This window comes from Pseudochelatococcus lubricantis (genome assembly GCF_042432495.1).
Classification (GTDB): Bacteria; Pseudomonadota; Alphaproteobacteria; order Rhizobiales; family Beijerinckiaceae; genus Pseudochelatococcus; species Pseudochelatococcus lubricantis.
Genome location: NZ_JBHLXC010000006.1, coordinates 175,111 through 189,450, shown reverse-complemented (window position 1 = coordinate 189,450; position 14,340 = coordinate 175,111). Strand labels below are relative to the sequence as shown.

Below are 14,340 nucleotides of genomic sequence, written 5' to 3'. Positions count from 1 at the left end.
ACATCGATGTCATCACACGCTCCATCCGTTTCCCGGCCGTCTTCCTGGCCCTCGTCCATCGTGTTCGTCGGCATCGCTCTCGTCCTCGCCGCACTGCCGCTCGCGGCCGGTGCCGGCAACTACTTCCTGGGGCTGCTGATCTCCGCCCTCATCCTGGCGGGCATCTCGCTGGCGTGGGCGCTGCTCGGCAACCTCGGCGGCATGGTGTCCTTCGGGCATGCGGCATTCTTCGGCGTCGGCTCCTATGCCTCGGCGCTCCTGTCGGCGAAGCTCGGCCTGCCGGTGCTGCTGAGCGTACCGCTGGCTGGCGTGATCGCCGTCGGCGCGTCGCTGCTGATGATACCGGCGCTGCGGCTTTCGGGGCCCTATTTTGCCCTCGCCATCCTCGCCTATTCGCAGATCTTCCGCATCCTCGCCACGGAGTTGTCCTGGCTGACGGGCGGCGCCGCCGGCTTTCAAGCCATTCCCCAGCTTCCGGCGGTCCTTGGGCTCGATCTTGCCAGCCGCAGCGGCAGCTACGTCCTGCTGGTGGTGGTCGTGGCGCTGTGCGCGCTCGTCTATGCGCTCGTGCGCCGGAGCCTCGTCGGCACGGCCCTGCGGGCGATCGCCGACAGCGAGGACGCAACCCGCGTCGTCGGCGTGAACAGCATGCTGCTGAAAGCGTGGATGCTGGCGCTGTCCGCCTTCATCACCGGCGTGTTCGGCGCGCTAAACGCGCACATCATCGGCTTTCTGGAACCCGATTACGCCTTCTCCGGCGTGTGGAGCGTGCTGCCGATCATCGCGGCCATCTTCGGCGGCTACCGGACGACCTTCGGGCCGATCGGCGGCGCGGTGATCATCTACCTGTTCGATCAGGTGGTCGCGAAATCCATCATTGCCGTCGGGCACCAGATCCTGCTCGGTTTCCTGCTCGCCGCCATGATCCTGCTGGCGCCCAACGGGCTGCTGGGGCTGGCGGAACGTTTCCTGAAGGGGCGGCGCGATGCTGAAGCTTGAAGGCGTTACCGTTCGTTTCGGCGGTCTCACCGCCTTGCGCGACGTGTCGTTCTCCCTTGCGGAGGGGGAGATTCTCGGGCTGGTCGGACCTAACGGCGCCGGCAAGACGACACTGTTCAACACCATCTCCGGCCTCATTCAGCCGCAGGGACGCATCCTGCTGAAGGGTGTGGACGTCAACCGCCTGCCGTTGCACAAGCGCGCGCGGGCGGGCATCGGCCGCACGTTCCAGATTCCGCAGCCGATGCACCATCTGACCGTGCGGGAGAATCTCGTCGTCGCGCAGGCGTTCGGCGCGGGGCGTCACGATCCCGGCCGGATCGACGAAATCCTCTCGTTCATGGAACTGGCCCGGCAGGCCGAGCGCAACGCCGCGACGGAACTCGCGCTGCAGGAGCTGAAACGGCTTGAGATCGCCAAGGCGCTGGCCATCGAGCCCAAGCTGCTGCTGCTCGACGAGGTGCTCGCCGGCCTCGAAAGCCAGGCCAAGCGCCAGTTCATGCTCAAGCTGAAAGAGCTTCATTCGCACTTCGGCCTCACCATCGTGATCGTGGAACACGATATCGAGACGATCATGAACCTCTGCACGCGCGCGGTCGTGCTGAATTTCGGCCAGCTCATCGCCAACGGCACGCCGGAGGAAGTGTTCCGCGACCCGGCGGTGATCGAAAGTTACACGGGAGCCGCCCATGCTTGAAATCAGACACCTGCGCTCCGGCTACGGCCGCGTCACGGTGCTGTGGGACGTCTCGCTGACGTTCCGTGAAGGCACGTTGACCACGATCGTCGGGCCGAACGGAGCGGGCAAGACCACGCTGCTCAAGACGCTCGCCGGGCTCATCCCCTACGAGGGCGACATCCGGCTGGGCGGGGAGCCGCTGCGCGGCAAGGCCTGGGACCTCGCCGAACGCGGCATCATCCTCGTGCCGGAGGGGCGCATGGTTTTCCGCGACATGTCCGTGGAGGAGAACCTCAGCCTCGGCGCCTATCCGCGCCGCTGCCGGACGGCGTTCGCCAGCAATCTCGAACGGGTCTACTCGCTGTTTCCGCGCCTGAAGGAGCGCCACGGCCAGCTCGCCGGATCGCTTTCCGGCGGCGAGGCGCAGATGCTCGCCATCGGGCGGGGGTTGATGTCGATGCCACGCATCCTGCTGATCGACGAACCCTCCCTCGGCCTGGCGCCGGTGATCGTGAAGGAGGTGTTCGACATCATCCGCCGCCTGAAGGAGGAAGCGATCACCATCGTTCTCGTCGAGCAGAACACGCATATCGCGGTCGGCGTCGCCGACGACGTGCATCTGATGCGGTCGGGCCGCGTGCTGCTCAGCGAGCCGGCGGCGAACGTCGACCTCGACCGGCTGCACGATCTGTATCTGGCGCGGGAGGCTCAATCGGCATGACGGGGCCCTCTTCTCTTCCCCACGCCGCCGGCAGCCGGTTGCCCGCCGCGCTGCGCGGCCGCCTGTCGCTGCCCGTGATCGCCTCGCCCATGTTCATCGTGTCGAACCCGGACCTCGTGATCGCCCAGTGCCTCGCCGGCATCGTCGGCTCGTTCCCGGCCCTCAACGCACGGCCGGCCGAGACGCTCGACGGCTGGATCGTCCGGATCACGGAGGCGCTGGAGGCGGCGCGGGCGGCCGATCCCGCCCGCCCGGTTGCCCCCTTCGCCGTCAACCAGATCGTGCACGGCTCGAACAGCCGTCTGGAGCACGATCTTGAGGTCTGCGTGCGCCGCCGGGTGCCGATCATCATCACCTCGTTGCGCCCGCCCGGCGACCTCGTGCGGCAGGTTCACGCCTACGGCGGTCTGGTTTTTCACGACGTCACCACCGTCCGCCACGCCGAGAAGGCGCTTGAGGAAGGCGTCGACGGTCTCATCCTGGTCTGCGCGGGCGCGGGCGGTCATGCGGGCACGCTCAGCCCCTTCGCCCTCGTCGGCGAGGTGCGCCGCTTCTACGACGGGCCGCTCGCCCTGTCGGGGGCAATCACCTCCGGCGCGGCCATTCTGGCGGCGCAGGCCATGGGCGCCGATCTCGCCTACATGGGCACGCGCTTCATCGCCACCCGCGAGGCCAACGCGGCCGATGACTACAAGGCGATGATCACCAGGTCGAATGCGCAGGACATCGTCTACACGCCGTTCTTCACCGGCGTTCCGGGCAATTATCTGCGGCCCAGCATCGTCGCGCAGGGTCTCGACCCCGATGACCTGCCCGCTTCCGACAAGAGCCGGATGGACTTCGGTCCCGGCCGCAGCGCCAAGGCGTGGCGCGACATCTGGGGCGCGGGACAGGGTGTCGGCACGATAGACGACGTCCCGCCCGCCGCCGATGTCGTGGCGCGGCTGCGGCGCGAGTACGCGGCGGCGCTCCGGCAGGTGCACGGCGCCGCGGCCTCCTATGTCGATGCCGCCGATCATCCGGCCGGCAACGGAGAATTTCAGGAGCCTTCATGACAGCTACCGTTCTCGCCAGCGCTCCCGCGAGCGGCGTCCGCCTGCTCACCATCTCCCGTCCGGAGCGCCGCAACGCGCTCGACCGCGCAACCTATGCCCTGCTCGGCGCGTCGCTGGCGGAGGCTGACCGTGATGCGTCGGTTGCCGCCATCGTCCTCACCGGAGCCGGCAATTGCTTCACCAGCGGCAACGACATCGCGGATTTCCGGACCGACGACACGCAGGACGCGGAAGCGCCGACGGAGCCGGCTGCCGCCGTTTCCAGTCCCGGCCTGTCGTTCCTGCGCGATCTCGTCGGCGTGTCGAAGCCGGTCATCGCGGCGGTAGAGGGTTTCGCTGTCGGAATCGGCACGACGTTGCTCCTGCATTGCGATCTCGCCTATGCGGGGCAAGGCGCGCGGTTCCGGCTGCCGTTCGTGCGCCTGGGCCTCTGCCCGGAAGGATCGTCCACCTATCTGCTGCCGTTGCTCGCCGGGCAGAAACTGGCGTCGGAACTGCTGCTGATCGGGGACGAGTTCCCGGCCCGGGTCGCGGCGCAGGCGGGCATCGTCAACGCCGTCACCGAGGACGGGCAATCGCTGGAAACCGCCATCGAGAAAGCTGCACGCATCGCCGCCCTCTCCCCGGAGGCTGTCCTGGCAACCAAGAAACTGTTGAGACGCGGATACGCAACCGCTATCTCTGAAACGCTCGAAGAGGAAGCGCGCCATTTCCATGCCTTGCGGCGGAGCGAAGCGGCACAGCAAGCTTTCAGGGCATTTCTGTCACGATGAGAACCTCTCTTTCCGCGACCAACATGACTGAACCCGACGACATCGACGCCCCGGAAACAAAGGGCGACAGGCATTTCGTCACCGCGCTGGCGCGCGGCCTCGACGTGATCGCGTGCTTTCGCCGCGGTGAGACGTTTCTGGGCAACAACGATATCGCCGAACGCTGCAAGCTGCCGCGCTCCACGGTCTCGCGGCTGACCTATACGCTGACGAAGCTCGGCTATCTGCATTACAAGGAGGATATCGGCAAGTACCGTCTGGGTACAGCGCTGATGGCCATCGGCTCGACGGCGCTCGGCGGCCTCGATGTGCGCCGCGTCGCCCGCGAATCGCTGACCGATCTCGCCAATTTCTCCAATGCCTCGGTCGGTCTGGGCGTGCGCGAGCGCCTGACGATGCGCTACGTGGAAAGCATGCGCGGCCCCGCCGCCATCTCGCTGAACATCGACGTCGGCTACCGGCATTCGATCGCCCGCAGCTCGATGGGACGCGCCTATATCGCGGTGTGCTCCGAGCGCGAGCGGCGGCAGATATTCGAGGAACTGCAGGATTACGATCCTGAAACATGGCCGCGCAAGCGGGAAGGCATCGAACGGGCGCTGCAGGAGTACCAGGAACTCGGTTGCTGCTGCTCCTTCGGCGACTGGCTGAAGGAAGTCAGCGCCATCGCGGTCGGCTTTCGTCCGGGCGGCGGGTTGCCGCCGATGGCGATCAACTGCGGCGGCCCCACCATCCTGGTACCGCGCGAATTTCTGCTGAGCGAGGTGCGCCCGCGCCTGATCGAGGTCGCCCGCAACCTCGAAGGCGTAATGGGCGCCTGACGGCGGCCCGAAAGCAGCGGCCACAACATATATTCAAGGAAACGCCACGATGACGCATTCACCAGCCCTTCCGCTCAATGGCATCCGGGTGCTCGACATGTCGCGCGTGCTCGCCGGGCCCTGGTGCAGCATGATCCTCGGCGACCTTGGCGCGGACGTGACCAAGATCGAGCATCCCGTGCGCGGCGACGACACGCGCGACTGGGGCCTGCGGACGGGCGAGACGACGACGGCGTATTTCGACAGCGTGAACCGCAACAAGACGTCCATCAGCATCGATCTCGCCACGCCCGAAGGCCGCGACACGGTGCTGGCGCTCGCCGCGCAGGCCGACGTGGTCGTGCAGAACTTCAAGACAGGCGGCGCCGACAGGCTCGGACTGGGATACGAGGCGCTGCGCGCCGTCAACCCGCGCATCGTCTATTGCACCATCTCGGGTTATCCTTCGGACGGCCCCGAGGCGGAGCGCCCGGGCTACGATCTCGTCGTGCAGGGCGAAGCCGGACTGATGGCCATGAACGGGGAGCCGGATCAGGAACGCCTTAAGTTCGGCGTCGCCATCGTCGATATCACGACCGGCCAATACGCGGCGCAGGCGGTTCTAGCCGCCCTGTACGAGCGCGAGAAAACCGGGCGCGGGCGGCATATCTCGCTCAACCTCTTCGATTGCGGCACGTCGCTGACGTCCTACTACGGACTTGAGGCGCTGGCCATGCAGAAGGACCCGCCCCGCTACGGCAACGCCCATCCCTCCATCATGCCCTACGGCGTCTTTTCCGCCGCCGACGGCCCGATCGTCATCACCGTCGGCAACAACGCCCAGTTCCAGCGGTTCTGCGATCACGTCATCCACCGGCCGGACATCGCCGCCGATCCGCGTTTCGCCACCAATCTCGACCGCGCCCGAAACCGCGAGGAACTCGCCCCGCTGCTCAAGGCGGAGATCGCCAGCCACACCCGTGGGGAACTGACCGGGCGGCTGCGCGCGCAGGGCATCCCTTGTGGAGAGGTGCTCGGGCTTCTGGAGGCGTTGACGTCTCCCCGGGCCGAAAACGCCGGCGTTGTCGCCAGCCGGGACAATCCGGACGGCACGGTCTCCCGCGTGCTGGCGCCTCCCTTCCGCCTCGACGGCAAGCGGGTGCCCGTCAGACACATGCCGCCGCCGCTGTCGCGGGAAGATTACGGGATCTGAGAGAGCCGGGCGGATCAAGAGACGCGACGATCCGCCGGTTTTCGGCCTCAGCCTGCGATGAGGATCGCGCGCAGGTCGTTGACGTTCGTCAGCGTCGGCCCTGTCACGACGAGGTCGCCGACCGCCTCGAAAAGGCTGTAGCTGTCGTGCCGTGCCAGAACGGCGGCGGGGTCGAGCCCGGCGGCGAGCGCGCGCTGCCATGAATCGGGCGCGACGATCGCACCGGCGGCATCCTCCGTGCCATCGATGCCGTCGGTGTCGCCGGCAAGCGCCCAGATGCCGGGATCGCCCTTCAGGGCAATCAGCATGCCCAGCAGAAACGCGGTGTTGCGGCCGCCCCGGCCCGCAGGCCCGTTGCCGATACTCACCGTCGTTTCCCCGCCCGAGAGTAGCACGGCGGGTGGCGCCGCCGGCTCGCCGTGGCGTCGCACGGACCGGGCGATGCCGGCCATGGCGGTCCCCAGTTCACGCGCTTCGCCCTCCAGCGCGTCGCCCAGAATGACCGGCGTCAGGCCCTCCGCGCGCGCTGCCTCCGCCGCCGCGCGCAACGCCAGAACGGGCGTTGCGATGAGCCGGTAATCCAGCCGCTCGCCCTCCCGTGGCGTGCCGCCGCCGCTTCCGGCGAGCAAAGGCACCAGATGCGCCGGCAGATCGCCCGCCACACGCGCCACGAACGCGCCGATATCCGGCTCTTCTGCACCCACAGGCACCGTTGGCCCCGAGGCGATGGTGAGCGGATCGTCGCCGGGCACGTCGGAAATGGCGAGCGTCACCACCCGTGCCGGCGCAGCTGCCGCGGCAAGCTTGCCGCCCTTGATGGCGGAAAGGCGGCGGCGCACGGCATTCATCAGGCCGATATCGGCGCCGGAAGCCAGCAGCAGGCGGTTGACCGCGCGCTTGTCGGCGAGCGTCACGCCCTCCACCGGCAACGCCAGCAGGGACGAGCCGCCTCCCGAAATCAGCGCGAGGACGAGATCGTCCGGACCCAGACCCTGCACAGCCGCAAGAATACGCCGCGCGGCACGTTCGCTATTCTCGTCCGGCACCGGATGCGCGGCCTCGACAACCTCGATCTGCCGCGTCGCCGCGGCGTGGCCGTAGCGCGTCACCACGACGCCGCTCAACGGCACATCGGGCCATGCCTCCTCGACGGCCTGCGCCATCAGGGCAGACGCCTTGCCCGCGCCGACCACCACGCAACGGCCCTTCGGACGCTCCGGCAGATGCGCGGCCAGAACACGCCGCGGATCGGCGCTGGAGACACCGGCATCGAAAAGCCTGCGAAGGACGCGGCGCGCCCGTGTGTCGGTCCATTCCATGAAAACTCCCCCTCTCTTGCCTGCATTTGCCGGCAGTATTCTCCGGTTCTCGATGTCCCATTCGCCGGTATATGTGGCATCCATAATCAAAATCGATGCCGTCGGCCGACGTATTATGCCCGCCCGCCAGAGAAACGGCTGACCGCCAAAGTCCGCCGTTCACCCTCCACCTGCCTGCGGCAGGTCGGGATGCTGGCTACAGAATGGCCATTTCTTTCCCCGGCCAGGTGGCAGATACATCGAATCGCTCTTTGCGCACTGTATCGAACGGTGTAAGCGTTTGACAGAACAGCCGCAATGAGAACCGGCGCGATTATCGGCGGCAACCGGCAGATGGCGGACAGTTCCCGACGGAGATAATCACGGCAAGATTTCCATAAGGTTTTGATATGCTTTCGGACTTTTGAGCCTTCTCGGCAATTGGTGGGTTCGGGCGTCCTTAGCGGGAGACTGGGGGCTATCTCTGACTATAGAGTGCTGCTTTCGTGCGCATCGCGCCCGCAACCGCGAAGTTCATCTTGAAGCGAAGCGCGTCGGTTGCCGACGCACTTTGCTCACAAATATTAATCCTTCACTGCGGTGCCTCGCCATCAGGTTCCAGGAACTAGCCGGAATCTTCGCCGCTGAGAACATACCGAACGGGAAGTCGCCGGCCCTCTTCGCGGGCATGACGCCATCTGGCTTGGCTCTCCCCGGACACGCCTATACGAACGCCCCACAATCGCCAGTCTCGACGCTCAATCTCACCCACCTGATTCCGCTTTCAGCGGTTTGGGCGGGACCGGAACAGGGTGAGCATTTCAGCGCGCTCCCGCTATTTTCGGCGAGATCGAAGGCTCGACCCGGTTCCGCTTTAGCCGCCACGTCGGCAACGTGGGCCAGACTCTCGTCGTCGGCCCGACGGTGGGGGCAAGTTGGTGCTGCTCGCCCTCATGGCACCGCAGAGCCGCCGCGCAGGTCTTAGCTTTCGATTTCGGCGGCAGTAATATCTCACCTACTATCATCGAAAACTGCCCGACGCGGCTCCCGCTGTCGAAGGAGTAGGCCATCAAACTGCAGCCCACCGCCGAATATTGACGGTTTTGCCAAATCCATACAGGCCAAACCGTGCTCTAAACTCACTGCGAACTATGATTCATACCTCCTTTTTTTAAATTACAAAGACGGTGAACTAACTGTGCATTTTCAGGAATTGTACGTCCGCCTCTCCAATACGCTAAATCATGATCAAGAGCCGCGTCGTCAATCATCGATATCTTTTGATTACAAATTCTGCATGTTTGATCTGCATCAAACATTTCTTTCTTTAGTTGGCGGGAAAACAGCCGTTTATCTGTGGGAGTGACCTTTTCGGACATGATTTCAGCGAGACGTTTATTCCAAGTATCAAAAGTATAAAATAAACGAGTTGTTTCACCAGTAGCTCGCCGAACTCTATCAACCCACAGTTCATCACTGCTTATCATGTCAAGATATTCTTCATATATTGCGTCTGAATTCTTCGTAATTGATGCCAAATCATACTTAGCAAAAGAAGTTGCGATGACTTGAAAAATTGCAGCATTTGGTCGAGTTGACCACTCACCCGAACTTTTTGAATTTAGTTTCGCAACATCGCTTTTAAGCCTGTATGATGCATCCCCGAATACAGTTAAACATGCTTTCATACATTTTGAAAAAATTTTTCTATACTCTTCTATCTTTTCTATGTTTGCATTCCGATATACATCTAAAAATTCATTTAAAAATTTCTTTAAGCCCTTTTCGCATTTATAGTGCGTTCTTTCATAAAAAGCAAGAAAGCGCAAAACAAGCGCGCGATCTTGCATCCTGTCTTTACTTCCTTTCTGATTTAAACTTTTCTTCATATCTGAATTATCTGACAGTTCCTTTAGCAGATTGTTTAGAGGCCCCCTATATAAGCAATTGCGTATTTCCATATCGTTTAATTTCACACTGCCAGTATTAATCCTTTCGAATACAATAAAATGCATATCGCCGGATGTGCTTGCCATCTCAAACGATCTAAGAAGCGAGTCTTCTAATTTATTTTGATATTCATATCCTATATCTCTAAAATACTTTCCTGATATATTTGGTATTAACTCCATTTCTTGTAGTTTAAATTCGTTATCGAGAAACTTAAAAACTGTAGTTAGGCGCTGCAAACCATCAATAACCTCATATTTACCATCTTCTCTCTTTGCAAGGTAAATTACTGGAACTGGAATATCTATCAAGAAAGATTCTATGAGTTTTGATGCTCTGTTCTTGTCCCACACGTAATTTCTTTGCCACTCTGGGTCGACTATTATGCGTCCATTCTTATGCCATCTATGAAGTTCGGACAGGCTTCTGTCCGCTTTTTCAAGTATAAATTTTCTATCTCCTGAAATAACCAAACTTCCTTCATCTGAACCGTCGAATTCTTCTTTATCATTATCTATTTCATCAAGATAATTTTCAGATTCAGTTAATGTCTTTTTCGTCATTTCTGAAGTTCCATCCTGCATTTTCGCTTGCCCATTCAAATTCTATAGAAAGTACTCTATAGATTTTACTTTTATCAAAAATAGAGGCTGTCTCTCTCGTTTTATTAAACTTGCCGACTCCAGAGTGAGGAAAATGTATCAGTTCTTATAAGCCTCTGACACAATTTTCCACACAGCTGACCTCATGCGTGCCGGCAAGGTGGTGTGGAGCGGCCTCGCCGCTGGCCGCCCACTGCTCGGCTCCATTTCCAACCTGTTAGGCGACTGCAACTTTTAGAGAATTCCATCCAGATCGCTTATACTGAGGCGCCGGCCCGCGAGAGCGGCCAGCCTGCCGCCGATCCCGTCAGGCTCATCGTGCCGATGCCGGAACGGTTCATCGCCATGGACCCCGGCTTCGCCAAGGCGCGGCGGGGCGCATCATATCCCGCAGTGTGTCGTGCTCCGCCGTTGCCCGAACGCTGACCCGCCTTACAATGCGCTTTCCTTACCCGTCAGCGCCTGATGCAAACGCCGAACCTCCCGGTTAAGGGCGATCATCTCTTCCGCCGCCATCCCGGCGTGGGCGAAAAGTGCTTCGCCAAGGCAGCGGCTTTCGGTCCGGAGATCGCGGCCGCGCGCTGTCAGCGCCACCAGAACCCCACGTTCATCATCCTGCCGCCGCGTCCTCGTGACCAGCCCGGCCGCCTCCAGCCGCTTGACCAGCGGTGTGATCGTGCTTGGCTCCAGATCCAGCCGGGTCGCGATCGCGCCGATACTGCGGCCGTCTTCCTCCCACAACACGTTCAGCACCAGATACTGCGGATAGGTGATCCCCAGCTGATCCAGCAGCGGCTTGTAGAGGCGGTTGATCGCCATGGAAGTCGCATAGAGCGAGAAGCACAGCTGATCTTCAAGGGTCGGATTATAGCTCATGGCTGTGCTTATCACGGAATTTGTTATCGCGACAACAAAAAGCTGGACATGCCGCGCCGATGCCTATACAAAGAAAATTATCGCAGCAATGTTTATTATGATAAATAAGGAAATGACCATGTCAGTCCAGGTTCTCTACAGCACCAAGGCCACAGCAGCCGGGGGCCGCGACGGCCAGGCCCGTAGTGAGGATGGCCGTCTTGAAGTCGGACTCTCCACCCCTCAGGAACTGGGTGGCGCCGGTGGCGCGGGCACCAATCCCGAACAGCTCTTCGCAGCCGGTTACGCCGCCTGCTTTCTCGGCGCGCTCAAGCTCGTGGCACAACGCAGAAAGTGAAGATCCCTGCCGAGACCGCAATCACAGCGACGGTGGGCATCGGGCCGCGCTCCGAGGGCGGTTTCGGCATCACAGCCGATCTTGAGATCAGCCTGCCAGGCATTGCGCGCGAGGAGGCGCAGAGGCTGGTCGAGGCGGCGCATCAGACCTGCCCTTATTCGAATGCCACCCGCAACAATGTCGCTGTCGGCCTGACCGTCCTGTGAAGCCGATCCCGCAGGCGCAGTCTGAGAGAACCTGAGCTGCGATGGTCAGTAACGGGCCATCGCAGGCGCCGGATACAGCCGGGGCCGCCTGGCAGGCCACAGTCAGCCATTCATTGATAACAGTAAAGGAAGCAAAGATGTTCGGGATCTCTCCCCTGGGCTGGGTGCATACGCTTGGAAGCCTGCCAGCCATCCCGCTCGCAATCTGGATGCTGGCCCGCCATGGGCGGATCGTGCCCCGATCCACGGCAGGTGCGGCCTATTTCATTTCTATGCTGATCGGCGGACTTACCGTTTTCCTGGTTGCGAAGCAGCCGGCGAGTAACGTCGCTGCGGCTGTAACCCTGGTGTTGCTCGTTGCCGGTTTCACCGTTGGTCGCCTGTCGGGACTGGGGCGTGCGGCCCGCTATCTGGAGACCATCCTCCTGACCGTGACCGTCTTTCTGCTGCTGGTGCCATCGGTGTCTGAAACGCTGAGGCGCGTGCCGGAGGGGAACCCGATCGCGGCTGCGCCCGGCTCGCCGATCCTGTTGGGGGCGCTCGGCACACTGTTCGCGATGCTGATCGTCGCGCTGGTTGCGCAGGTCATATATCTGCGCAGGACAGACCGGCGAGCCAACACCCTTACGGGCTGACTTGTGGAGCGGCCTTCGGTTCAGATAGTCCGGGTTGCCGCCAGCGTCCGGACGCGAGGGCTGCTCGACCCAGAGCGGATCGCGGGACCGACTGTGCTGCGGGACTACGCCCAGGCCATGCATCTCGAATCGAAGCCATGACCGCAAGTTGTACACATCAGCCCCTGACCGGCGGACGCTGATAGCTACGAAACGAGGGAAATCCGCGTTCCCGATTTTATACCGAAGTGGCGGAAGGGGTGGCCGCCATCGCATTGTCTCCATCGTTCCATGAACGTCTATCATAGCCCTTCTATCTCAATGACTTAGGAGCATAATTTTTCTGCACGACTCTTGATTTGTCTCTCACATTCTGCCAATTTTTGTTAGTAGAACGTGAGTAGGGGCAAGGCATGGCAAGGGGCATCCATCGGCTTTCAGCGGCCGAAGTCAGAACCAAAACGGAACCGGGGCACTACAGCGACGGCGGCGGGCTGTATCTCCAAGTCAGCCGGTTCGACAGCACTAAATCATGGGTTTTCAAGTTCACGCTCAACGGCCGGACACGCGGCATGGGCATTGGGCCGATCCATACCTTGAGCTTGGCCGAAGCAAGGGCGAAAGCCGCCGATTTGCGCAAGGTCGTAGCCGAAGGCAAAGACCCTATCGAGGAACGAAACGCCGCTCGATTGAAAGCCGCTATCGACGCGGCGAAGACGATCACGTTCAACGACGCCATTGATAAATATCTCGCCAAGAAGGACGGCGAGTTCAGGAACGAAAAGCATCGCAAGCAATGGCGAAGCACGCTTGACACCTATGCCGCGCCTGTCTTGGGCAAGATGAACATTGCCCACATTGCCATGCCGGACGTGCTTCGGGTCTTGGAACCGATTTGGGCTGAAAAGACCGAAACCGCTTCACGCCTTCGCGGCCGTGTCGAAGCTGTCTTGTCTTGGGCAACGGTCGCAGGCTTCCGCACTGGCGATAACCCGGCCCGATGGGCGGGTAATTTGAAGGAACTGTTGCCGAAGCCAAGCGCCGTTGCGGCGAAGGACAATCAACCGGCGCTGTCCTTATCGGACTTACCCGGATGGTTCGCCGGACTGCGCAAGCGCGAAGGTATGTCGGCGCGGGCGCTCGAATTCTTGACCTTGTGCGCGTCCCGATCCGGCGAAGTTCGCGGCGCGACTTGGGACGAATTCGACATGGAAGCGGGATTATGGACCATCCCGGCCAATCGGATGAAGGCCAAGCGCGAACACCGCATTCCGCTGACGCCCGACGCGTTGGCGCTGTTGAAGGCGCTGCCACGGGTTGAAGGAAGCCCCTATGTGTTCCCGGCCGCGCGGGGCGGCGCGCTGTCTGATATGTCGCTGTCGGCCGTCATGCGGCGGATGCAGGAAGCCGAAACGGCGCAGGAGCGCAAGGGATGGGTTGACCCGCGTTCCGGCCGTCCTGCGGTCCCTCACGGCCTGCGCAGCACCTTCCGCGATTGGGCGGCGGAAACGGGCGTTGCCCGCGACATGGCTGAAATCGCGCTCGCGCATACTGTAGGTAGCGAAGTCGAACGCGCCTATCGTCGTAGCGACATGCTTGAGCGCCGTCGCGCTCTTATGGTGGCATGGGGCGCGGCTTGCCGGGGCGAACGATCGAACAATGTCATCGCGTTCCGCGAGGCGGTTTGATGACCGACCTTCAACGCCTTCTTGATACTGCCGGGATAGACCCGGAAGCCGCCCCGAAGCTTCTTACGGTTGCGGCGGAATATCTGCGCCGTGGCGAAGCCCTTCCGGCGAAGCTGGCGACGTATCTTGCCGCAGCGTTTGAAAGAGTGGCGAAGGCTGAACGGGGCGAACAGGTAAACGCCCTTAAAGAAGGTCTTGGATTGGGCGTCGTGACAGGCACGCCACGGAAGCCAATTCACAAGGGCGACGTTGCATTGGCCGTCGTAGTTCACGGCGACAAGGAAGAAGAAACCGGACTTCGATCCGCAATTGCCGAAGCTTACGGCGTAGCGAAGAACACGGCCAAATCCCGCATTCAAGACGCTCGCGGCGAACTTGAAGAAGCTCACAAGCATGTGGGAAGCATCCGCGTTCGGCCGCGAGATTTCGAAGGCAAATAGCCTGATAAGGGGTGCAAGAACTCCATTAGTTTTTGCACGGCGCGCGGCCTTAGCCTCTTAGCATCATCAAGACGCTAAGGGGTCTATTC

General features: G+C 61.6%; 13 protein-coding genes and 3 pseudogenes. 13 read left to right on the top strand and 3 right to left on the bottom strand.

The features are described 5' to 3' along the window. Positions 1-6 precede the first annotated feature (6 nt). From ACFFJ7_RS11700 to ACFFJ7_RS11670, 7 genes are read left to right on the top strand one after another with little or no spacing between them, the layout of a single operon-like run. A complete protein-coding gene (locus tag ACFFJ7_RS11700; RefSeq protein ID WP_377592476.1) occupies positions 7-999 on the top strand; it encodes a branched-chain amino acid ABC transporter permease in 993 nt (330 codons plus the stop codon). Then, positions 986-1,696 (top strand): ABC transporter ATP-binding protein, encoded by a 711-nt coding sequence (locus ACFFJ7_RS11695; protein ID WP_166951087.1) that lies wholly within the window; start codon positions 986-988, stop codon positions 1,694-1,696. Before ACFFJ7_RS11700 ends, ACFFJ7_RS11695 begins: the two co-directional genes overlap by 14 nt. Continuing rightward, entirely contained in the window at positions 1,689-2,399 is a 711-nt protein-coding gene (locus ACFFJ7_RS11690) for an ABC transporter ATP-binding protein (protein ID WP_377592473.1), read from the top strand. Before ACFFJ7_RS11695 ends, ACFFJ7_RS11690 begins: the two co-directional genes overlap by 8 nt. Beyond that, positions 2,396-3,454, top strand: coding sequence for an NAD(P)H-dependent flavin oxidoreductase (locus ACFFJ7_RS11685; protein WP_377592471.1), 1,059 nt, complete (start codon positions 2,396-2,398; stop codon positions 3,452-3,454). Before ACFFJ7_RS11690 ends, ACFFJ7_RS11685 begins: the two co-directional genes overlap by 4 nt. Beyond that, entirely contained in the window at positions 3,451-4,227 is a 777-nt protein-coding gene (locus ACFFJ7_RS11680) for an enoyl-CoA hydratase/isomerase family protein (protein ID WP_377592469.1), read from the top strand. The genes ACFFJ7_RS11685 and ACFFJ7_RS11680 overlap by 4 nt, the downstream gene beginning before the upstream one ends. A 23-nt stretch (positions 4,228-4,250) precedes the next feature. Then, a complete protein-coding gene (locus tag ACFFJ7_RS11675) occupies positions 4,251-5,048 on the top strand; it encodes an IclR family transcriptional regulator (protein WP_166951094.1) in 798 nt (265 codons plus the stop codon). A 49-nt stretch (positions 5,049-5,097) separates the two neighbouring features. Beyond that, positions 5,098-6,240 carry a CaiB/BaiF CoA transferase family protein gene (locus ACFFJ7_RS11670; protein WP_377592466.1) on the top strand — a complete coding sequence of 381 codons (1,143 nt, stop codon included), beginning with the start codon at positions 5,098-5,100 and terminating at the stop codon, positions 6,238-6,240. A 47-nt stretch (positions 6,241-6,287) separates the two neighbouring features. On the opposite strand, the gene ACFFJ7_RS11665 is transcribed toward ACFFJ7_RS11670, so the two are convergent. Continuing rightward, positions 6,288-7,559: a glycerate kinase type-2 family protein gene (locus ACFFJ7_RS11665; protein WP_377592464.1), complete on the bottom strand. Its 1,272-nt coding sequence runs from the start codon at positions 7,557-7,559 to the stop codon at positions 6,288-6,290. Positions 7,560-8,244: 685 nt separating this feature from the next. Between ACFFJ7_RS11665 and ACFFJ7_RS11660 the strand changes: the two are divergent. Next, a pseudogene (locus ACFFJ7_RS11660) lies at positions 8,245-8,543 on the top strand (conjugal transfer protein TrbE); the annotation flags it as partial. A gap of 134 nt (positions 8,544-8,677) precedes the next feature. Here ACFFJ7_RS11660 and ACFFJ7_RS11655 read toward each other — a convergent pair. Continuing rightward, positions 8,678-10,051: a DUF262 domain-containing protein gene (locus tag ACFFJ7_RS11655; protein ID WP_166951099.1), complete on the bottom strand. Its 1,374-nt coding sequence runs from the start codon at positions 10,049-10,051 to the stop codon at positions 8,678-8,680. A gap of 294 nt (positions 10,052-10,345) precedes the next feature. Between ACFFJ7_RS11655 and ACFFJ7_RS11650 the strand changes: the two are divergent. Continuing rightward, positions 10,346-10,516, top strand: a pseudogene (locus ACFFJ7_RS11650) (DUF2274 domain-containing protein); the annotation flags it as partial. A 6-nt stretch (positions 10,517-10,522) separates the two neighbouring features. On the opposite strand, the gene ACFFJ7_RS11645 reads toward ACFFJ7_RS11650, so the two are convergent. Further along, a complete protein-coding gene (locus ACFFJ7_RS11645; RefSeq protein WP_166951101.1) occupies positions 10,523-10,966 on the bottom strand; it encodes a MarR family winged helix-turn-helix transcriptional regulator in 444 nt (147 codons plus the stop codon). A gap of 118 nt (positions 10,967-11,084) precedes the next feature. Between ACFFJ7_RS11645 and ACFFJ7_RS11640 the strand changes: the two are divergent. From ACFFJ7_RS11640 to ACFFJ7_RS11625, 4 genes and pseudogenes are all read left to right on the top strand, one after another. Further along, positions 11,085-11,509 (top strand): annotated as a pseudogene (locus ACFFJ7_RS11640) (organic hydroperoxide resistance protein). Positions 11,510-11,646: 137 nt separating this feature from the next. Continuing rightward, positions 11,647-12,144, top strand: coding sequence for a hypothetical protein (locus ACFFJ7_RS11635; protein ID WP_166951104.1), 498 nt, complete (start codon positions 11,647-11,649; stop codon positions 12,142-12,144). Positions 12,145-12,536: 392 nt separating this feature from the next. Next, a complete protein-coding gene (locus ACFFJ7_RS11630; RefSeq protein WP_377592460.1) occupies positions 12,537-13,811 on the top strand; it encodes a tyrosine-type recombinase/integrase in 1,275 nt (424 codons plus the stop codon). Next, positions 13,811-14,251, top strand: coding sequence for a hypothetical protein (locus ACFFJ7_RS11625; RefSeq protein ID WP_377592458.1), 441 nt, complete (start codon positions 13,811-13,813; stop codon positions 14,249-14,251). The genes ACFFJ7_RS11630 and ACFFJ7_RS11625 overlap by 1 nt, the downstream gene beginning before the upstream one ends. Positions 14,252-14,340: the final 89 nt, after the last annotated feature.